13 protein-coding genes are annotated in these 22,073 nt (G+C 37.6%); 6 read left to right on the plus strand and 7 right to left on the minus strand.

Annotated elements, in window-relative coordinates; translation table 11 throughout:
• Positions 1-16 precede the first annotated feature (16 nt).
• Both AL022_RS01610 and AL022_RS01615 read right to left on the minus strand, forming a co-directional pair.
• Positions 17-3,556, minus strand: a complete 3,540-nt coding sequence (locus AL022_RS01610; RefSeq protein WP_014934503.1) for a sodium:solute symporter family transporter — start codon at positions 3,554-3,556, stop codon at positions 17-19.
• A 161-nt stretch (positions 3,557-3,717) separates the two neighbouring features.
• Positions 3,718-7,164 (minus strand): sodium:solute symporter family transporter, encoded by a 3,447-nt coding sequence (locus AL022_RS01615; protein WP_014934504.1) that lies wholly within the window; start codon positions 7,162-7,164, stop codon positions 3,718-3,720.
• A gap of 450 nt (positions 7,165-7,614) precedes the next feature.
• On the opposite strand from AL022_RS01615, the gene AL022_RS01620 reads away from it, so the two are divergent.
• The 3 genes from AL022_RS01620 (at position 7,615) to gltX (ending at position 10,763) form a co-directional block, all read left to right on the plus strand.
• On the plus strand, positions 7,615-8,457 hold the full coding sequence (locus AL022_RS01620; RefSeq protein WP_014934505.1) for a phosphatidate cytidylyltransferase: 843 nt from the start codon (positions 7,615-7,617) through the stop codon (positions 8,455-8,457).
• 83 nt (positions 8,458-8,540) lie between these two features.
• Positions 8,541-9,197: a phosphatidylserine decarboxylase family protein gene (locus AL022_RS01625; RefSeq protein ID WP_014934506.1), complete on the plus strand. Its 657-nt coding sequence runs from the start codon at positions 8,541-8,543 to the stop codon at positions 9,195-9,197.
• 66 nt (positions 9,198-9,263) lie between these two features.
• Positions 9,264-10,763: a glutamate--tRNA ligase gene (gltX, locus tag AL022_RS01630; protein WP_014934507.1), complete on the plus strand. Its 1,500-nt coding sequence runs from the start codon at positions 9,264-9,266 to the stop codon at positions 10,761-10,763.
• 240 nt (positions 10,764-11,003) lie between these two features.
• On the opposite strand, the gene floA is transcribed toward gltX, so the two are convergent.
• A complete protein-coding gene (gene floA, locus AL022_RS01635; protein ID WP_014934508.1) occupies positions 11,004-11,981 on the minus strand; it encodes a flotillin-like protein FloA in 978 nt (325 codons plus the stop codon).
• A 335-nt stretch (positions 11,982-12,316) separates the two neighbouring features.
• Between floA and AL022_RS01640 the strand changes: the two genes are divergently transcribed.
• Complete coding sequence (locus tag AL022_RS01640; RefSeq protein ID WP_014934510.1) at positions 12,317-13,312, plus strand: ribonucleotide-diphosphate reductase subunit beta; 996 nt, start codon at positions 12,317-12,319, stop codon at positions 13,310-13,312.
• A 265-nt stretch (positions 13,313-13,577) separates the two neighbouring features.
• On the plus strand, positions 13,578-15,914 hold the full coding sequence (locus AL022_RS01645) for a ribonucleoside-diphosphate reductase subunit alpha (RefSeq protein WP_014934511.1): 2,337 nt from the start codon (positions 13,578-13,580) through the stop codon (positions 15,912-15,914).
• A 43-nt stretch (positions 15,915-15,957) separates the two neighbouring features.
• On the opposite strand, the gene mraY is transcribed toward AL022_RS01645, so the two are convergent.
• The gene (mraY, locus tag AL022_RS01650; RefSeq protein ID WP_041546068.1) at positions 15,958-17,184 is read right to left on the minus strand and encodes a phospho-N-acetylmuramoyl-pentapeptide-transferase; all 1,227 of its coding nucleotides are present in this window, start codon (positions 17,182-17,184) and stop codon (positions 15,958-15,960) included.
• A gap of 186 nt (positions 17,185-17,370) precedes the next feature.
• A complete protein-coding gene (locus AL022_RS01655) occupies positions 17,371-19,011 on the minus strand; it encodes an AMP-binding protein (protein WP_014934513.1) in 1,641 nt (546 codons plus the stop codon).
• 226 nt (positions 19,012-19,237) lie between these two features.
• Here AL022_RS01655 and smpB point away from each other — a divergent pair, with 226 nt between their 5' ends.
• A complete protein-coding gene (smpB, locus tag AL022_RS01660; protein ID WP_014934515.1) occupies positions 19,238-19,708 on the plus strand; it encodes an SsrA-binding protein SmpB in 471 nt (156 codons plus the stop codon).
• Between the two features lie 162 nt (positions 19,709-19,870).
• Here the strand turns inward: smpB and rnhA are convergent, their stop codons facing one another.
• Together rnhA and AL022_RS01670 are read right to left on the minus strand one after the other, a co-directional pair.
• On the minus strand, positions 19,871-20,320 hold the full coding sequence (rnhA, locus tag AL022_RS01665) for a ribonuclease HI (RefSeq protein WP_014934516.1): 450 nt from the start codon (positions 20,318-20,320) through the stop codon (positions 19,871-19,873).
• Positions 20,321-20,346: 26 nt separating this feature from the next.
• Positions 20,347-22,065, minus strand: coding sequence for an Ig-like domain-containing domain (locus tag AL022_RS01670; RefSeq protein WP_041546069.1), 1,719 nt, complete (start codon positions 22,063-22,065; stop codon positions 20,347-20,349).
• Positions 22,066-22,073: the final 8 nt, after the last annotated feature.

Here is a 22,073-nt window from a genome sequence, read left to right on the forward strand (position 1 = left end):
TTGTCTTGTACACCCCCTAACTATTTTCGTCTTTTTGGATAAACAGCTCTAATGCCTCTTTAGCAGCTTTTTCTAATGCTTGTCCTATGGCTGGATCCAGGTATATATTGGCTATTTGTACATCTATATTGAGTGTTTCTTGCGCCATATGCTTCATCTCTGTTAAATAGATATAGCCAGCCGCATGGCGTAGGTCATAAAGCCGTTCGGCCAGTTTGATAAACAGCACAGAAAGGTGTAGATGTTCTTCTTTAATCGCTTGTGCTAGTCTATGCTGTACATAAAGCAAAGAAGGGTGTTTTAGCGCTTCCCGTTTATCTATTTTTATTAGATTAGATACAAAAGCATAGACGCCTAAGTTATAATGTTCCTTAACATAAGAAAGAGGCAAACAGATATGACGCACCAATCCATAGAGTAAAGCAGCGTAAACTGCTTTAGGGGAGTGAAAAGTCCAATCTACTACCAATTCGGCAATGCCTACTGCCCGTACATAAAATAATTGTCCGCAGACATGCCGCTTAAAGCTAAAGTGCTTCCTGAGTAATAAAAGTATACCTAAAATGGTTTTTACATCAATAGAATCTCTTTTACACGGTGATGTACAGATATGGTCATGGAATTGCATGAGCTTTATCATCGAGTCGGCTTGCTCCTTAGGGGTAGCAGGCGCTTCTATAGTTAAGGAATCTATAGGCAATTTAGCCGTCATTTTATCCAGAATATCGCTAACATTTATGGGAAGTACCATCAACATAGTAGGTTTTTGGTCAAAAAAAGCTTCTAGATAGCCATAATGGGCACGGACTACACTAGATAAGGTATCTTGCTCCAGGTCTATAGATGGTGGCGGCTTTTTTTTAAGGTCTGTATAATCTATTTCATCATAGCATTTTTTTACTTTGGGGAGATTATCAGGATCAGAAGTGGCCAGACTAATGACTAGTGCAATAGCTTGAAAATCCATATAGACAGGACCACTGTTGTCAATAGCATCGTCTTGTTTAACTTGCAAAGTGGTAGGATGGAGTCCTACGTTAACAATGGGTGGAATGGTTTCTGTGTGTTTACCAATCCGTAAAATAGCCTTAACCAATGCGTAGGTTATTTGATCGATATCACATATTATATCGGTACTTAATTGATTACTAGGAGGTCTTTCTTTTTCTACCAGTAATTTAGGTGGATGATCTGTCTTCTGAGACAAAGTAACTTCTATTGTACCAATCAGCTTATCTAAAGTAATTTGAGTAGGTTGCAATAGTGTATGGGCGTTGGCAGTTTCTCTGCTGTTAAAATAGTAAATCCAATCGTAAAATTTATGGATAATGGTTTGGAAATCTTCTTTATAAAGAGCTGTATGGTTGTCTAAAAAGGAAATAGATTCTTCTACTTTACGTACTACTTGTGTTAAAATGGATCCATACCTTTTAGGAGAAGCAGTACGTGTAGAAGGAACCAGAGCGGCCTCATAGAGGGATGCTTTTAGCTGTTGTGAGGCTCTAATCTTTTCTTGATCTTCTAGATAAATATTTCGGCTGGTAAGCTTATTTATTTGTGTTTTCAAACAAATAATAATGGACAGTAGGAATAGGCCTGCTATAAATATTTCCAATAAGGAGCATAATACTGGATGCGAGAATCCAGTATAAACCGGATGTATGATGGACACCAATACAGTAACGGATACAACACTTATACCAACATAGAGCGGCAACATCCATAAAATTACAGCAAGATGGCTTAAAGACAAAGAAAGGTTAAAGTTGGGCTCTAGCGAATGCGACCAGCCCCAAAGTATATTTAAGGGAAGATAAACCGATAAAATTATTAGCCAAATTAGGCCAATAAACCAGTTTGGAATGGCTCTTACTTTTTTCGAAATAGCATAGAAAAATGGATAGCCTAAGCAGCAAGCTGATCCAATAATATGGAACATAAGCCAATAAAAATGATTTGTAATACGCGTTACAAAATAATATAGTAATCCAGTCATGAAAAGATAACATCCTATATATGCTATTGTAGAATGGCTGGGTTTTAGATTGGTTAAGGTCATTTTTTTATTTTTCCAGGAATTCCTAATGGCTTCTTTTCGTTCCGCACGCTTCCGGGAATCCTCTTGTTGGATTTGTCTAAAAGTGTTATCGGGTTTCACCCAACCGGTACCATCTGGCTGTTTCAAGAGATAGTGGGCTGCTAGCATAGCCAGGCCATTGGCTAGCATACAAGGGAAAGCTCCATCTATTTCTATTATAGGTTCAATCCATATGTTCCAGGCCACAATAGTAAGTAGACCGGTAGCCATACCGATCAAGGCTGTAAAAGAGCCAGTTCGGAAACCCAAAATAGCTAAAATAAAGGGAGCGGTTAATATAGGTACCTTGCAATCAAGGGACCAATACACTAATTTCAACAGATCTTTGTACTTAAAAGCTACCATCATAGATAATAGACCAATTATGAGTGTCGTAGTTTTAGCTATTTTAAGCTTACGGGCATCAGAAATTTCTTTTTGTAGGCTCTGTACGATATCATGCGCGATCATAACCGAACAAGTATTTAAAGCAGAATCAGCTGTAGACATTGCCATAGCGAGCAAACTAATCGTAATAAAACCCTTAAAAAGAGGAGGGATATGGGTTACTATATAACTCCATATCTCTTCTTTGGGTAAATCTGGTGCCGACACAAAAGTAAATAAACCGATTACAATTATAAAAACCTGAATCATACAGCCAAAAACAGAAGCATGCCAAAAAACTTTTTGGGCCTGAGTGGGACTAGAAGCCATATAAACGCGTTGCATAAGAGCGGGTTCTACTATATTACTTGACATATCAGCTAGCAAAAGTAGCACCATAGCCATTAGTTTTGTGTTAAATAGTTGAGTAAACTGAAATTTAGTGTAAGTTTGCACTATGGGAATAATTGTTGGAGCAGGTTTTCCTACATTTACAAACATAAGCCAAGAAAGAAGTGGAATAATAATTGAAAAAGTTATAAATTGAAACACATCCGTAAAAGTAACGGCGCGAACTCCTCCAAACATAGAATAGAAAATAAGGATTAAGGTAGAAAATATTGGTATTATATATGGGTTAGCTGAGGTTACGCACATACTAATAGCATGGGACATTATGATGATTTGAGAAGTAATTAGAATGATGTTGCGACAAATACTCACCAATACAGTTATACATCTTGGATATCTACCATAGATGCTACCCATTGTCTCTGCTGTTGAGAAGTGTTGCATGAATGGCCCCATACGTAAGGAGAATTTGCTAATAGTACACATACCAAAAGGCACTATAAGCAAAACAACTATAAACCACAGACCAAGGTCATGAATACACTCTACATTACGAATTAACCCACCTCCTTCAAAAAAAGTAGCCAACACCGTAGCCACCAAAGTAGCCGTAGCAAATTGTTTATTCCCTATTGCATATTCCCGAAAAGTAGTTCTTTTTCTACTAAAGTAAATACCCATTAGTAAGGTTAACCCCAAAAAAGCCCCTATTATTACAATAGGCATATTTAAGTAAATCATAGGCGTCAACACGTTAAAAAGGTATAAGAAGTATTATATTAATATCATACTTTGTATAATAAAGATTTTGTTTCAAAAAATCAAAAACAAGAAGGACTATTCGGGTGTACCAAAAGATTGCTACAATTAAGCTTTGTCTCGTTTGAGGCGATATGCACCCCCTAACTATTTTGGTCTTTTTCGATAACGGTACACAGCTCCAATGCTTCTTTAGCAGCTTTTTCTAATGCTTTTCCTATTGCTGGGTCCAGGTATGTATGAGCGATCTGCACATCTATATTGAGTGTTTCTTGCGCCATATGCTTCACTGTTGTTAAATCTATATAGCCAGCCGCATGGCGTAAATCATAAAGCCGTTCGGCTAGTTTGATAAACAGTACAGAAAGTTGTAAGTGCTCTTCTTTAATCGCTTTTTCCAGTCTATTCTGCACATAAAGCAAAGAAGGATGGTCTAACGCTTCTCGTTTATCTATTTTTATTATATTGGATACAAAAGCATAAACGCCTAAGTTATAATGTTCCTTGATATAAGAAAGTGGCAAACAGGTACGGCGTACCAATCCATAAAGCAAAGCAGCATACACCACCTTAGGAGAGTGAAAAGCCCAATCTACTACCAATTCGGCAATGCCTACTGCCCGTACATAAAACAATTGTCCGGAGACATGCCGCTTAAAGCCAAAATGCTTCCTGAGCAGTAAAAGTATACCTGAAATGGTCTTTAGATCCATAGGATCTGCATGATAAGATGCTTTACAGATATGGTCGTGGAATTGCATGAGTTTCATCATGGAATCCGCTTGCTCCTTAGGGGTAACAGGCGCTTCTATAGTTAAGGAATCTATAGGCAATTTAGCGGTCATCTTATTGAGGATATCCGTAATATCTATGGGCAGTACCATCAACATAGTAGGTTGTTTTTGGTCAAAAGCAGCTTCTAGATAGCCATAATGGACACGGACTACACTAGATAGGGTATCCTGCTCCAGGTCTATAGATGGTGGGGCCTCTTTTTCTTTTTTAGGATCCATATAATCTATTTTATCATAGCATTTTTTTACCTTGGGCAGATGATCAGGATCAACAGTATCCAGACTGATGACTAGCGCAATAGCTTGAAAATCGATATAGACAGGACCACTGTTGTCAATAGCATCGGCTTGTTTACATTGCAAAGCAGTAGGATGGAGTGCTACGTTAATAATAGGTGGGGTTTCAGTTGGCTTACCCATTCGTAAGATAGCCTTAACCAATGCGTAGGTTACTTGATGGATATCACATACTATACCAGTACTTAATCGACTATTAGGTAGTCTTACTTTTTCTACCAGTAGTTTAGGTGGGTGATCCATCTCCTGGGACAAAGTAGCCTCTACTGTACGAATCAGTTTATCTAAAGTAATTTGAGTAGGTTGCAATAGTGCATGTGCTTTGGTAGCTTCTCTGTTGTTAAAATAGCAAATCCAATCGTAAAATTTATGGATAATGGTTTGGAAATCTTCTTTATAAAGAGCTGTATGGTTGTCTAAAAAGGAAATAGATTCTTCTACTTTACGTACTACTTGTGTTAAAATGGATCCATACCTTTTAGGAGAAGCAGCACGTGTAGAAGGAACGAGAGCGGCCTCATAGAGGGATGCTTTTAGCTGTTGTGAGGCTCTAATCTTTTCTTGATCTTCTAGATAAATATTTCGGCTGGTGAGCTTACCTATTTTAACTTTTAAGCAAATAATAATGGAAAATATAAATATACTTACTATCAATAACGGAAATAGGAGAGATAATAGTGAGAAAGAAAATCCAATATAGATCGGATAAATGGCTACTAGCAATGTGACTGATGTAATCCCTATACCCAGATAAAGCGGAAATACCCATAAGATTAAAGCAAGGTGGCTTAAAGCCAGAGATATAGCAAAGATTGGGTGTACCATAGACCACCATTCCCAAAGCAAGTTTACAGGTAAATAAATAGCTAGGACTATTAATAAAGCTAAACCCATAAACCAATTGGAAAGCACTTTGCTAAAGAAAGTTTTAGAAGATGTAAAAAGGACACCTACAACCACTTGACAAATGGCCCAATAGATGCGATTGGGTTTAATAAACCAATACCCCAGAATAGCAATAGCAATTATATAGAGCCCTATGAAGCGTAAGGTAGCTAAGTTGGCCAAGGTAGCTTTTCTATTGGCCCAAGCGTTTTGAATCGCTTCTTTTCGCTCGGCGCGTTTCCGGGAATCCTCTTGTTGGATTTGTCTAAATACGTTATCGGGTTTCAGCCAACCGGTACCATCTGGCTGTTTGAGTAGATAGTGTGCGACCATCATAGCTAGTCCATTGGCCAACATACAAACAAAGGAGCCGTCTATATCAGTTGTGGATTTAACCCACTTGTTCCAAGTTAAAATAGCCAAGGCGCCTGTACCCATACCTATTAAAGCCGTACGAGACGTACCCCGAAAGCCAAAAACAGCTAACAAAGCTGGCAAGGTTATTACTGGAAGAGAAAAAGAAAAGGATAGCATCAGTAAATCCAAAAGATCTTTGGAATAAAAAGTTAAAAACATACTGGATAGGCCCACTAATAGAGTAGCCCATCTAGCTATTTTAAACTGGTATACATCAGTAAATTTTTTTCTCTTTTGTAGGATCTTTACAATATCATTGCTAACTATAACCGAACAGGCGTTTAAACAAGAATCAGCTGTAGACATAGCCATGGCTAAAAAACTGATACAAACTAGCCCCTTAAAAAGGGGTGAAATATTAGTCATGATATAGTCCCATACACCTTCCACTGGTAATGTTGACTCACCCCCTATAAAAACAAATACACCAATCAGAAGTATAAATCCACTGATCAAAAGACATAAAAGACTCACATACAAAAAGACTTTTTTAGCTTGAGTAGGTCCAGAGCACATATAGACCCTTTGCATAATTGCAGGGCACCCTAAATCAGGAACCATAATGCATAGCATCGTTGCCCACATACCCAATGATTTAATATCAAAGTGAAATAAACTGTTCAATAGACTATTCCATTGAAATTTTTTTTCAGTTTGTAACAAAGCAACCACCTCTACCATTGATTTACCTGTTTGTTTGAATATACACCAAGCTAAAAGTGGAATAATTATAGCAAAAGTTAAAAACTGCAATACATCTGTATAGGTGACCGAACGCACACCTCCAAACATAGAATAAAAAATAAGAACTAAAGTAGCAAGAATGCTAATGATGTGGGAATTAAATAAATCTAGAGCGATACACATGGTAATCACCTGGGATATTACGACAATTTGCATAGTAATGATGCAAATAGAACTGCAAATACCAACTAGAGCCGTAATAATCCTTGGCCAAGTACCATATAAATTACCCATCATCTCTGGGACAGAAAGGCTTTGCATAAATGGCCCCATACGTAACATCAAATGACTAAAGAGCCATACACTAAAATTATCCACAAATAGAATAAGAATAATCCAGTAAATACCAACTTTATGAACATACTCTACATTACGCATCATTCCTGCCGCAGTGTAATAAGTAGCCAACACCGTAGCCACTAAAGTAGCCGTAGCAAACTGCTTATTCCCCACTGCATATTCTCGAAAAGTGGTTTTTTTTCTGCTAAAGTAAATACCTACTATTAGTGTGAATAATAAAAAAGCCCCTACTTACAATAGGCATATTGAAGTAAATCATAGGTGTCAACATGTTAAAAAGGTATAAGAAGTATTATATTAATATCATACTTTGTATAATAAAGATTTTGTTTCAAAAAATCAAAAAAAGAAGGGTTATTGGGGTGTACCAAAAGATTGCTACAATCAAGCTTTGTCTCGTTTGAGGAGACTGATGATACTTCTAGCGGTGTGATGGGTTAATTTTATAGGTTTTATCCATACCAAATAGGGTAAAAAAACCAGCGCGACAGAAGCTATTTTGTTCCTCTTATTAAATTTTATATCATTGTAACAACCGTTTTACTGCCTGTTTGGCATAAGGCGTTATGCAAGCGATCTATTCTGTATTTAAAAACAGCTCCTATGGCTATATTAAAAAAACAAAACAATTTTGTACAACGTTTTTTTTCGATTGTCTTCTTTACACCTGTTATTATTTTTGCGATTTTTTGGTCCGCATGGACCTATTTTTTTCTTTTTTTTTATGTAGTTATGCTGACCATGCTGGAGTTTTATAAGCTGCTTAAACAAGCAAATGTTGCGCCTATGCGTGGCTATGGCATTTGGCTAGGCTTGCTTGTATATACCCTAGTCTTTTCCTATTATCTTCAAGATAACTTTTCACCCCTATTAAGCTATGGGGCTATTTTGTTCACTATTTTAATATATATCGCTGCACTATATAGCCGCAAGCCCTCTAACCCTTTTTTAGATATTGCGGTTACCTTTTTGGGTATTTTATATATTGCGGTTCCTTGTGGTATGCTACATTATTTGGCCTTTTTTAAAGGCATCTATTCGCACCAATTGATATTGGGCTTACTGATCATTGTTTGGAGCCAGGATACAGGGGCCTATCTAGTGGGTTCTACCATAGGAAAATCTAAATTGTTTAAGCGGATTTCTCCTCAAAAAACATGGGAAGGTTTTGGAGCCGGTGCATTGTTTGCCCTTGTAACAGGTTATTTTATCGCCTATTTTTTTAATATTTTACCTCTATGGCAGTGGCTTGCCATCTCGGCTATTACCATACTTACAGGGACCTATGGAGATTTGGTCGCCTCATTGCTTAAAAGGAGTGTAGATGTAAAAAACGCTAGCGAAATGATTCCAGGACATGGAGGACTCTTGGACAGGGTGGATAGCTTATTGCTAACCATTCCTACCGTAGTTGCATTTTTGAAAATAACTTTACTATGTGGGTAAAAAAGATCAAATTCAGTCTGTTTGTAGACCACTGGGTGATCTATAAAACCCTACTATAGCTATAGATTGTCAGGCTTCTAATAATGAAAATACATAAAGAAGGAAAGGGAATTTTATTATGGACGCCCGTTGTATTGCTGCTGATTTATTATGGCATCCATAAAAAAGTGCTGTTTAGTTACCGCCAATCCATAGGATTTACAGTAGTAAGTGGTGCTTTGTATTTTTGGTTGATCTATTTTTTTAGGGATCCATACCGGATCATTCATACCCAAGATCAATATATATTGGGGCCAGCAGATGGTAAAATTTTGAGTATTCAAAAGGTGTATGAGGAAGAGTACTTACGGGAAGATCGCATCAAAGTTAGTATATTTATGTCTCCTTTTAATGTACATGTCAATCGATTTCCGATGTCTGGCAGAATTGTCTTTTTTAAATACCATCCAGGTAAGTACCTGGTTGCTTTTCATCGCAAAGCCAGTACACATAACGAAAGAACCTCTATTGTAATTGAAAATGAGAATGGTCAGCAAATTCTTTTTAGACAAATAGCTGGTTTTATGGCACGTCGCATCAAGTTTTATTTTAAAGAAGGTGAGGCAGTTCAACAGGGTGAAAAATGTGGCTTTATTAAGTTTGGTTCGAGAGCAGAAGTTTATTTGCCGCTAGATGCCGATATTCAAGTATCTGTAGGGGATAAAGTAAAAGGTGGCATTACTGTTTTGGCCAAAATATAACTTCTAGATGTCCATCTGGGTAAGTTTTTCTAACTATTGTATTTGTATTATTTTTCACATTGATATATGGCAGTACGTGTACGGTTTGCACCTAGTCCAACGGGGGCACTACATATTGGTAGTGTTAGAACCATTCTTTATAATTACTTTTTAGCCCAAAAAGAAGGAGGCCGTTTTATACTCCGTATTGAAGATACTGATCAAAAACGTTGGGTGGCTGGTGCGGAGGCTTATATTCTAGAAAGCTTGAGCTGGCTAGGGATTGTACCAGATGAAGGCCCTCAAGAAGGGGGGGCATTTGGTCCTTATAAACAATCTGAACGGATTGGGATCTATCAAAAGTACATCCAACCTTTGTTGGATAGTGGACATGCCTACTATGCGTTTGACACACCAGCAGAAATTGAGGCGATGCGGGAACGACTTAAAGCAGCAAAAGTGGCCAATCCACAGTATAATGCCACTAGCCGTGAATGGATGCGCAATGGATTGACCATGCCTATCGAACAGGTCAAGGAATGGATCGCCGTAGGCAAACCCTATGTGATTCGACTAAAAATGCCGCATAAAACCCTTATACGCTTTCGTGATGGCATTCGTGGCTGGGTAAAAGTAGATACTACGGCCTTGGATGATAAGGTTTTGATGAAGTCAGATGGTTTGCCTACTTATCACTTTGCTAGTGTTATAGATGATCATCTGATGCAAATCAGCCATGTCATCCGTGGTGAAGAGTGGCTACCCTCTACCCCTATTCATATATGGTTGTACCGTTGCCTAGGCTGGGGAGATATAATGCCCCAATTTATACATCTACCGCTACTATTGGCCCCCGATGGTCAAGGAAAATTAAGTAAGCGTCATGCCGATCAATATGGCTTTCCTGCCTTCCCTATCGCTTGGAATAGCCCAGATCTGACCGTTGAAAAGGCATTTAGAGAAGCAGGCTATTTGCCAGAAGCATTGTTGAATTTCTTGGCTTTATTGGGGTGGAATCCAGGTACCCATCAAGAAATATTTACCAAAAAAGGCTTAATAGAGGCCTTTTCTTTGGAACGACTAGGCAAGTCAGGTGTTAAGTTTGATATGGCAAAAGCCAAATGGTTTAACCAACAACATATTAAAAAACAAGGCCCAACTGCTTGGGCGAACTACTTTATAACAGAAGCTGCACAAGAAAATGTAGTTTGTAGCCAGCAAGATGCAATAGCCATTTGTAACTTGGTGAAAGATAGAATTACTTTCCCAAAGGATTTCTGGCAAGAAGGTAGATTTTTTTTCTTTGATCCTGTAGATTATAACGCTGAACTAATCCAGAAAAAATGGAATCACCAAACCAAAGAGGGGATCATGGCTTTTCATACAGGGCTTGCTTCCCTCGTAGAGTGGAATCCGAATAAGATTAAACAGTTGCTAGAAGTAACGCCTATTTCTGGTATGATGCCTCTATTGCGTATGGCCCTTACAGGAAAAATGGCTGGTCCAGACCTTATAGAAATTATAGTCCTACTGGGTACTAAGAAGACTCATACGAGAATTGCTACATTTTTAGAACAAATGGGATAGATTGGCTTATGGTTAAGTGTATCTCAAATAGATTGCATAATCTATTTGAGATACTGATTATCAAATTAAAAATATATAATTTAGATTGATATTATACAGAGATAAAGTGGTTGTTTTTTTGTATGGAGTTTTTAGTCCAATATAATTGCACAAAATGCATAGATTTTTCGGTAAAAGATAGACTTAGCTAAGTTGGACTAACAAGGAACTATAATTTTTCTATTGGTTATTTTTATTACGTTAATGTCCTTTGCTTGGGAGCATGTCATCTGCTGCTACACTAGCACGCATTTGGGTATCTGCTTTTATATTTTGCATACGATAATGATCCATAACACCCAACTGGCCCTTTCTTAAAGCAAAGGCCAAAGCCTGTGGCACTTCTGCTTCAGATAAAATAACCTTGGCCCTTGCTTCTTCAGATTTAGCCTTCATTTCTTGCTCTAAAGCTACCGCCATGGCACGCTTTTCTTCTGCTTTGGCCTCAGCCACACGTAAGTCGGCATTCGCTTGATCAATTTGGAGTTTGGCACCAATATTGTCACCTACATCGACATCAGCAATGTCAATAGAAAGTATCTGGAAAGCGGTTCCTGCATCTAAACCTCTATTCAATACCAACTGTGAAATTTTATCTGGATTGGCTAATACCTCTTTATGACTCTCAGAAGAACCAATAGAGGTAACAATACCCTCTCCTACACGGGCCAAAATAGTTTCTTCTCCAGCACCCCCTACCAATTGCTGAATATTGGCTCTAACCGTAACCCTTGCTTGGGCAATCAGCTGAATGCCATCCATAGCTACAGCTGCTACAGAAGGGGTATTGATAACCTTTGGATTAACAGAAATTTGGACGGCCTGAAATACATCCCTACCAGCTAAGTCAATCGCAGTAGCTTGCTTAAATGAAAGACCAATATTGGCTTTATCTGCAGAAATAAGCGCTTTAATTACAGATGGTACATGACCACCGGCTAAATAATGGGTTTCAACCTCGGTCAAGGTCAACTTGAGACCTGCCTTAGTAGCTACAATCAGTCCATCTACAATAACAGCAGGCGGCACTTTACGAATCCGCATAGAAACCAACTCAAATAAACCAACTTGTACGCCTGAAAAACGGGCCGTAATCCAAAGACCAACTGGGAAAAAATAAAAAAATATAAGACACCCAGCGATCAAAAAAAGATAGAAATAAAGCTGTGCAACAACCATAGTGATACAATTAAAGATTCTAAAGCAATAACCATTCATCTCTAAACCATTTGATATACCTAACTTTAGACTTAGTCTGCATCAAAAGATAAAGAAATATAAAGGTAAAAAATATATAGCTCAAATCTAGCCCTTTATCATTAACCATCAAAATGTTTTATCATTAATTATTTTACATGATAGTTTTTAAAAGCAAGAAAATAGATAAGATAAATAGCCTCCAAAGCTATGCCTAATGTTGAACCTTTGGTTGCATTTGACTAAGTTTGTTGTGGACACAGCTTATAGCCTAAATTTATATGGTACTTGCCAACTAAATAAAACGAAAGAATCAGATGCGCAATCACACGTATGTAGATGAACCACTTTTACAAGAGAATAAAAATAGATTTGTTTTATTTCCTATTGAACATCAAGATATTTGGGGGTTTTACAAACAAGCCGAAGCTAGTTTTTGGACTGCAGAAGAAATTGATCTTAGTCAAGATATAAAAGACTGGGAAAACCTCATATCTGGCGAAAAGCATTTTATTACCCATGTCCTTGCTTTTTTTGCGGCCAGTGATGGGATTGTAAATGAAAATTTAGTTCAAAATTTTGCGAATGAGGTACAATATACAGAGGCAAAATTTTTCTACGGATTCCAGATCGCTATTGAAAATATCCATTCTGAGGCCTATTCTTTACTGATTGATACCTATGTCAAAGATCCCAAAGAACGCCATAGATTATTCAATGCTATAGAAACCATTGAATGGGTTGGTAAGAAAGCAGATTGGGCACTGCGCTGGATTAGTAAAGGATCATTTCCAGAACGATTAATTGCCTTTGCAGCAGTAGAGGGCATTTTTTTTTCCGGTAGTTTTTGTGCTATTTTCTGGCTTAAAAAGAGGGGCTTAATGCCGGGGCTCACTTTTTCTAATGAGCTTATTTCCAGAGATGAAGGATTACACTGCGATTTTGCTTGTTTGCTATACAACGCGCACATCAAACATAAACTCCCAGAACAACAGGTGGCCCAAATTATAGCCGATGCAGTAGCTATTGAAAGTGAATTTGTATCTGATGCCTTGCCCGTTAAGTTAATTGGCATGAATGCAACGTTGATGACCCAGTATATTCAGTTTGTTGCAGATAGGTTGCTATTGGAGCTGGGGTGTAAAAAAATCTATCACGTAACCAACCCATTTGATTTTATGGAAATGATTGCCCTACAAGGAAAAACAAATTTTTTTGAAAAAAGGGTAGGAGAATACCAAAAATCAGGTGTGATGAACAGTATCTCTGAGGATAAAGACAAAGCACGATTTAAGCTAGATGAGCCATTTTAGCTTTCATCAATCCGTGTGCATACCTAGTATGTGTGCTGAGCGATACTATTTTTACGCACAGCGTCAAATAAATATATAGGCTATTTTTTGATCAATCCAAAAGCAGCCCAACCATTCAAGAACCGTATCATTCAACATAAGGTTGGATTAGGTAAGCTAAAACTATTAAATTTGTACCGCTTTAGGTGTGCTATATAGGCAAGCCGTAAGTTGAGTATAGCATCGCCTATCATTTGATGCATCATCAAAAATTTATAAAAAGTAGATGTTAGTTGTAAAACGAGATGGACGGTTAGAATCAATTAAATTCGATAAAATAACCCTTAGAATAGAGAAACTTTGCTATGGATTAAATAGGGATTATATCGATATAATTGCGATTGTCAAAAAGATTATTGAAGGCATTCACGATCGGGTAGCGACTTCAGCTATAGATAGTTTAGCGGCAGAAACCGTAGCAGCAATGGCTGTATATCATCCAGATTATACCATTCTAGCAGCTAGAATAGCCATTTCTAACTTACATAAAGCAACCAGTAAATCTTTTTCTAGTACCATAAAAAGGCTCTACACCTATGTAAATCCTGCAACTGGAACGAATGCTTCCCTCATAGACAAAGCCATTTATAAGATCGTTTCGGAACATGCAGCCACTTTAGACGATGCGATTGTACATGAACGTGATTTTTCTTATGATTTTTTTGGCTTTAAAACACTGGAACGCTCTTATTTGTTAAAAATAAATGGAAAAATTGTGGAGCGGCCTCAGTATATGTTGATGCGTGTCGCACTAGGCATTCATGGTGATAACCTGAACGCTGTGCTTGACACCTACCAACTTATGTCTGAAAAATGGTTTACACATGCCACGCCTACGCTTTTTAATGCAGGCACACCTAGACCACAACTTTCTTCCTGTTTTTTATTAACGACACAAAATGATAGTATTGAAGGCATTTACAACACCCTTACACAATGTGCCAAAATATCACAATTTGCTGGAGGCATTGGACTAAGCATTCATAATATACGTGCGACTGGTTCTTATATTCGAGGGACCAATGGGATGTCGAATGGGATTGTGCCGATGCTGCGCAACTTTGATATGACTGCTCGTTATGTAGATCAAGGAGGAGGTAGACGAAAAGGTAGTTTTTCCATCTATCTAGAACCTTGGCATGCGGATATCTTTGATTTTTTAGAATTGAAGAAAAACCATGGCAAAGAAGAAAGAAGGGCTAGAGATCTTTTCTATGGCCTATGGATTCCAGATTTATTTATGGAACGTGTAGAGGCAGATGAAATGTGGTCACTCTTTTGTCCCAACGAAGCACCAGGGCTTGCAGACTGTTATGGGGCAGCATTTGAACAAAAATACAAACAGTATGAAAAAGAAGGTAGAGCCCGTACTTCTATTAAAGCACAAACGCTTTGGTTTGCAATTCTGGAGGCACAAATAGAGACGGGAACGCCCTATATGCTTTATAAAGATGCGGCCAACGAAAAGTCTAATCAAAAAAATTTGGGGACTATAAAATCTAGTAATTTATGTACAGAAATTATAGAATATACTGCACCTGATGAAATCGCAGTATGCAATCTTGCTTCTATTGCATTGCCGATGTTTGTAGATGATAATCGATCCTTTGACCATACCAAATTATATGAGGTAACCTATCTGGTCACTAAAAATCTTAATAAAGTGATCGATCGAAACTATTATCCTTTGCCAGAAGCACGCTATTCTAACTTAAAGCACAGACCTATGGGCCTTGGTGTACAGGGATTAGCAGATGCTTTTCTTAAAATGAGACTTGTTTTCGACAGCCCAGAAGCACGGTTACTGAATCAAGAAATTTTTGAGACCATTTACTTTGCCGCATTAACTGCTTCTAAAGATTTGGCCCAAAAAGAAGGGGTATATGAAAGCTATCCTGGGTCACCTATGTCGGAAGGTATCCTTCAATTTGACATGTGGGGGGTAACCCCTTCTTCCGGTAGGTGGAATTGGGACCATTTACGTAAAGAAATAGCTCAACACGGCATAAGAAATGCACTATTGGTTGCACCAATGCCTACTGCCTCTACTTCCCAAATACTGGGTAACAATGAATGCTTTGAACCCTATACGGCCAATATTTACACCCGAAGGGTCCTCTCTGGGGAATTTATTGTTGTAAACAAATATCTATTAGCAGATCTGATTCAACTTGGTCTTTGGAATGAAGAGGTGAAAGAAGCATTGATAATCGGTAATGGCTCTATTCAACAGATTGCATGTATTCCTGAGTATATTAAAAAGATGTATAGAACCGTTTGGGAGATTCCTCAGAAGTCTATTATTGATATGGCAGCAGACCGCGCACCTTATATTTGTCAAAGCCAAAGTCTAAATCTTTATGTAAAGGATGCCACGATGGCTAAACTAACCTCTATGCATTTTTATGCCTGGAAAAAGGGGTTAAAAACAGGAATGTATTATTTACGTACCAAAGCTGCAGCAGATGCCATTAAGTTTACGATACAAAAGGGAGAAACAGTGTCAACACTTTTCTCGGGGCCGACTGAAGGGACACAAGAGTGTGTCATGTGTAGTGGGTAACCCAAGTAGGTCATAGACATTTAAAAAATTAGCAAATTCCTTACTAGCGGACTTTTAGCGTCACTAAGGTAGCAATCGCTAATAAAAGATTGATAATAAAAAATCGTGTCACAATCTTTGATTCGTGCCATCCTAGTTTCTGATAGTGGTGGTGGAGAGGTGCCATTTTAAAAATTCGTTTACCCACGCCATAACGTTTTTTGGTAAATTTAAAATAACTGGTTTGCAATATTACCGATAGATTTTCCATCAAAAATATGCCACATAGCATGGGAATCATCAGTTCCTTTCGGATACAAATGGCTACTACAGCAATAACCGCACCAATGGTTAAGCTGCCTGTGTCACCCATAAAAATTTGTGCAGGATAGGCGTTATACCAAAGAAAGCCCATACATGCCCCCACAAAGGCACAACAAAATATAGTAAGCTCCCCTAAATTTGGGATATACATAATATTTAAATATTGGGCAAATATAATATGGCCAGATAAGTAAGCAAGAACGGCTAATGTAGTACCAACTATTACAGAGGTACTAGCGGCTAATCCATCAAGGCCATCGGTTAAATTTGAACCATTGGAGACAGCAGCAATGATAAAAACAACTACCAACATATAAATGATCGATGTATAATTTGTATTGCCTAGTAAGCAGGCTGTTATTTTTGCATAATCTAATTCATTGCCTTTAAAAAAAGGAATGGTTGTTTTAGTAGACTTTGTGTCATTATATGTAGGAGAGATGACTTGATCCGATGGTATAGTAGCGGTTTGATCAGGTGTCATGGGTAACGCACGTATGACTACGTTCTTGTGAAAATAAAGGGTAGTACTCACGATAAGACCTAAAATAACTTGGCCCAATAGTTTGATCCATCCATTTAGTCCATTTTTTTGTTTTTTAAATACCTTGATATAGTCGTCCAAAAAGCCGACTAACCCCATCCAAATAGTAGTGGTTAATAGTAAAATAATGTATATGTTATGCCATTTTGAAAAGAGCAAAGTAGGCACAACGGTTGCCAGTATAATAAGTATACCCCCTATAGTAGGCGTATCTATTTTTTGTTTGGCTTCAAACCCCAATGGTCGATTGGATTCTGTTATTTTTTTTTTGCTTAAAGCGTCTATAAAGCGTTGACCGAGTAGAAAAATGATGGTAAAAGAGCTAAGGGTTGCCATAGCCGCTCGGAAAGAAATATATTTAAATAAACCAGTTCCAGGCCATTGAAAGGTAGCATGTAAATATTTGAATAAATAATATAGCATGTCGAAGCTTTTTGCAAAAGGATTGATTTTAGCTATTTCTTTCTCAAGAAAGAAGTAGTACAAAATAGGTTTTACCCCTAATCTGAATATGTGTTTTTGTATTTAAGCGTAGGCCTTCATCTTGTTTTACGAAGCTATTTAGTCGTACTACAATATATGAATGGGATGGAGGAATTTTTTGCCTGTCTATTTCTTTAATAACCTCCTTAATACTTTACCTATAGGTGACTTAGGTAAAGTATTACAAAATTCCACATGTTTAGGTACCTTATAGGGAGTCATTTTTGCTTTACAATAGGCTATAATTTCCTCAGTAGTAAGGGTAGCATCCTTTTTCACAATAAAAACTTTAATGGATTCCTTTAGCGCTATATCAGTAACGCCAATCGCACCTACTTCTAGCACTTTTGGATGGCCTATTAAAATTTGCTCTATTTCATTTGGGTATACGTTAAAGCCAGAAATATTGATCATATCTTTTTTACGATCCACAATAGATACAAATCCATTTGCATCCATAGTGGCAATATCTCCTGTTTTAAACCATCCATTCATAAAGGCACCTGCTGTTTCAATTGGGTTTTGCCAATAGGATTGGCTCAGTTGAGGTCCTTTAATCAGTAGTTCACCAGCTGTTCCATAAGGCACCTCTTTACCCCTTTCGTCCGCTATAATCACAAATGTGCCAGGGAGTGGTATATGATGTATACCATGGATCATATCGGTCGAGACACCCGGCGAACATTCCGTTAGCCCATAACCTTCTATAAGCTTACTACCTGTCAAATTTTCCCACTGATTTTTAACATTTTTTTCTGTTTTCATACCACCTGCCATGGTAAGCTTTAAAAAAGGAAGTTTTAGTTTTTTGAATTTCTTATGTGCCAATAGCTTTTCAAACAGTGTATTAATACCTATTAAACAAGTAGGTTTGATTTTTCGCAATGTTTTTATAAGCGTTGGAATATCTCTAGGGTTCGTAATCAGCGAACACTTTGCGCCCAGTTTGGCCATGGCAAATAGGCTACATAATCCTAAAATATGATAAAGTGGTAGCGGAAGTATGGTTCGTTCTTCTTGTTCTTTTAAGGCAAGGCGCAACACAGGATCCAATTGTTGGAAATTAGCCGTAAGATTCCCATGGGAGAGGACCGCCCCTTTGGATACACCTGTGGTTCCACCAGTATATTGTAAAAAAGCTGTATCAGAAGCTTTTAAAACAACCGGACGAAAAATGGATTTTTTCCCTTTTTCTAAAACTTCCTTGAAAGAGATGGCCCCTGGCAGTTGGTAAGTAGGTACCAATTTTTTAATATGCTTTATTGCAAAATTAACCACTCTTCCTTTTATGGAACCAAGCATATCACCTACTTTGGTTACAATAATGGTTTGGATAGAGGTATCGGGCAAAATTTCAACCAACTTGTGGGCAAAATTTTCTAATATAACAATTGCACGTACACCGGCATCTTTAAATTGGTAGGCCATCTCAGAAGGCGTATACTGTGGATTGATGTTGACTACTACTAGTCCAGCACGTAACATACCCAATACAGCAATCGGATATTGCAATAGATTAGGTAATTGAACTGCTACATGTGATCCTACTGATAAATTAGTATGTTCCTGAATATAAGCCGCAAAAGATTTAGACAGTTTATTTACTGCACTAAAGCTCAATACTTTACCCATGTTTTCGCACATAGGTAAATCTTTGTATTGCTCAAAAACTTCTTCCATGAAATGGACCAATGAGGTATATCTAGTGGTATCAATGGTATCCGGGATGGAAAGGGGATAATGTTGGATCCAAGGTCTTTGTTTCATAGTATATACACTATTTTATGTTTCTACAAACTCTGATGCAATATAGTATAATTTTATAGAATATGATTTGGTGTATCTAAAAATTTGACCCTGTATAGAAGTAACATAAGGCTTATTTTTTATTTTGTGTAGTAGTGGTGGCCAGTAATGAACAAGGTTTGGCTGCTTTTACTATTTTATTTTTTAGTTTTGGAAAAAGTCCATACAAATTATTTTTTAAACCCCAATGTCAGGTAAGAAACCCCCATTCCCTACAAAGCTTTGCATTAAGAATAGACAGGCCCATTTTGCCTATACTTTTTTAGATAGGTGTACAGCTGGTCTTATGTTGCAAGGGACAGAAATAAAGTCTATTCGAATGGGCAAAGCCTCCCTGCAGGAAGCCTATTGTTACTTTAAAGAAGGATCTCTTTGGATAAAAGGGATGCATATAGGTGCCTATCTATATGGGAACCTCTACAATCATGAAGAAAAACGTGATCGTCAATTATTGTTGCAAAAAAAAGAATTGCAACAATTGTCCAAAAACCAAGCCAAAGGGCTTGCCATTATTCCGGTGGAATTGTTTATCAATCAACGTGGGTTTGCTAAGCTAGTGATTGCCTTAGCACGTGGTAAAAAACTATACGATAAGCGTCAAACTATTAAAGAAAGAGACTTAAAACGTGCTGCCCCATCAGACTTAGCTATTGGTTAGGTGTTCTATGGCGTTTTTTAAAGAAAGGGTTAGATTAGTGTTTTGGTTTAAAATTTAATAAAGATTGTTTGCTGGATCTGTCCGATCTATGTTGTACCTTTGCAAGGAAATAAAATTATAATATTTGTCTGTCTGATTTTTTCGGGCCACTACACCTATAAGTTACCTATTGTTTTCATAATAGGTATCTATCAGCAAATTCCCATAACTGCTTGTGACAGCAAGGCGATCACAATGTTCATTCTCACAGTGGCCTGCATGTCCCCTAATCCAACAAAAATGAACAAGGTGCTTTTGATAGACCATCCAAAAACGCTTCCATAGATCAGGATTTTTTTTTGCTTTGAAATCTATTTTAAGCCAATTTTTAAGCCATCCTTTTTCTATAGCATCTACTACATATTTGGAGTCGGAATAGACGGTAACGATTTGTCCCCCTTCTGGTAGGGCTTCTAAAGCTATGATTACCGCCAATAATTCCATTCGATTGTTGGTTGTTTTTCTATAGCCTTGCGCAAAGGTTTTTATATCACCATTCTGTTTTACAATAACGCCATATCCACCTGGACCTGGATTTCCTCTACAAGCACCATCTGTATAAATATCAATCATTTGAAACAATCGGTATTACCAACCCTTTAAAAGGTAAAATCAATATCGGCTACTTCCCATTTCTCTGTCACGTTAATTTCTTTTTCGTAAAAAATTACAGGATTTGGCTCAATGTTTTGAAGGATGTCTCCAGGAGACCACTCCGCTTCTGCTTCATTCAGTACCAATAAGCGCATTTTATAGGTACCAGGTGGAACCATTCTAAATTGATACTTTTTTGTATTTCGAATGGCATCTACACATTGATCTTTTTCATCCAGTAGCTCAATAATGAAATAGGGCGTAGTGGTCTCTACTTTTCCTGAAATAGTCCCGGTTGCTTCTTTTCTGCGGAGTGTATAGGTTTGTATAATCTTCTTGTTGGTTGATTGATCAAATGCCGTGCAAGCACCTGGTTCTATCTGTAAAGTGACTATTTGGTCTATAAGCTTGCTTGCATTTTTATTTTCTTTTGTAGCAAACTGACAGATCTCTTCTGGTGTAAAATGTTTGCGTATGGTAAGCTTGGTTTGGTTGTCATTCCACACCCATTCGTTTGCTTGTAGTGAAATTTTCTCTTGATTTTTGCCTTCAAAGTATATACCTGCTTCTTTAAATGTTTTAATCGGTTTGTTAAATAAGATGGATTCTGTAAAATCAGCGCATATAGAAGGGCGTACGCTGTTCGACAGCCTATGGCTTAAGCCAAATTTGGTAACTTCTGCTTTTCCTTCTTTAAATTTAATGGCTATACTTTCTTCCAATGACCTATGCAAAGCATCCTCAGCTTTTACCTTAACTTTAAAAGCATCTCCTTCCAGGAGGCCAAAAGTATTATATATATTGATTATTTTAGGTGATTTTTCTGAAAGCAAGCTATATAGCTGCGGCTTTCCCTTTGCACCTATGGTTTCAAGGGGTGTCAGTTCGTAGTGGGTTACTGCTTTGTTAAAGACTATTTCAAAAAAACCTTTTTGGGGTGTTCCCCGTAGCAACTTTAAAGGACGTACATCAGATGCAATCAGCGGAATTACTACTTCTTCTCGATTGTCATTTAAATCAATAGTTTCTTTAAAGAATCCATATTTATCTTTTTCATAATCAATTTTATAGGTATTATTTTGTCCAGTAGTAGCCCGTATGTAATACTTGCCTAAGCGGATGCATTTTATGGTAAAATTTCCATCTTTGTCAGCAGTAGTATAATAATCTGGGATACCTTTTTCCTGCCACTCTTTGGGGTCTCGTGCGGCATTATAGAGATACACACTTACCTCTCCTATTGGTTTATTGGTTAACAATTCTTTTGTTTTACCTGTAATGGTAATAGGATCTATAAAGGCACCTGTACTAAAAATTATCGGATCACCTGTTGCTTTTGTACCTTCATGCCTATCTTTAATTGCTTTATTGAAGTGAATAGCGTAAGTAGTCTCCTCTTTTAGAGGAACATGAAGGGTAAGTTCTAGCGTTTTTCCATTTATGGTATAGCTATAGGCTTTTTTATTTTTAGGCTGGTCTAGCTTGGGCATGATCTGGAAATTCCTAATTTCAACAGCAATATCTTTATCAAAGGTAAGTCGGATTTGTTTACCCTTAAAATTTAAAGAGCCATTTTCTGGAAAGGAACGGATCAACTTAGGAGGGGTTTCATCAGGGGGACCACCTTCTGGTGTTTGTTGCGCAACACAGGAAATAATCGGAATAAGCCATAAATAGCTGAGATGAAGCAGCTGTACAGCTACGGAAATCAATCTATGCATCATGAAGGTAT

This window comes from Cardinium endosymbiont cEper1 of Encarsia pergandiella, assembly GCF_000304455.1.
Taxonomy (GTDB): domain Bacteria; phylum Bacteroidota; class Bacteroidia; order Cytophagales; family Amoebophilaceae; genus Cardinium.

Bases quoted from the DNA above. Each gene is read 5' to 3' on its own strand.
- AL022_RS01610 (WP_014934503.1), bottom strand. From the start codon at position 3,556: ATGATTTACTTAAATATGCCTATTGTAATAATAGGGGCTTTTTTGGGG.
- AL022_RS01620 (WP_014934505.1), top strand. From the start codon at position 7,615: ATGGCTATATTAAAAAAACAAAACAATTTTGTACAACGTTTTTTTTCG.
- AL022_RS01625 (WP_014934506.1), top strand. From the start codon at position 8,541: ATGAAAATACATAAAGAAGGAAAGGGAATTTTATTATGGACGCCCGTT.
- gltX (WP_014934507.1), top strand. From the start codon at position 9,264: ATGGCAGTACGTGTACGGTTTGCACCTAGTCCAACGGGGGCACTACAT.
- floA (WP_014934508.1), bottom strand. From the start codon at position 11,981: ATGGTTGTTGCACAGCTTTATTTCTATCTTTTTTTGATCGCTGGGTGT.
- AL022_RS01640 (WP_014934510.1), top strand. From the start codon at position 12,317: ATGCGCAATCACACGTATGTAGATGAACCACTTTTACAAGAGAATAAA.
- AL022_RS01645 (WP_014934511.1), top strand. From the start codon at position 13,578: ATGTTAGTTGTAAAACGAGATGGACGGTTAGAATCAATTAAATTCGAT.
- mraY (WP_041546068.1), bottom strand. From the start codon at position 17,184: ATGCTATATTATTTATTCAAATATTTACATGCTACCTTTCAATGGCCT.
- AL022_RS01655 (WP_014934513.1), bottom strand. From the start codon at position 19,011: ATGAAACAAAGACCTTGGATCCAACATTATCCCCTTTCCATCCCGGAT.
- smpB (WP_014934515.1), top strand. From the start codon at position 19,238: ATGTCAGGTAAGAAACCCCCATTCCCTACAAAGCTTTGCATTAAGAAT.
- rnhA (WP_014934516.1), bottom strand. From the start codon at position 20,320: ATGATTGATATTTATACAGATGGTGCTTGTAGAGGAAATCCAGGTCCA.
- AL022_RS01670 (WP_041546069.1), bottom strand. From the start codon at position 22,065: ATGATGCATAGATTGATTTCCGTAGCTGTACAGCTGCTTCATCTCAGC.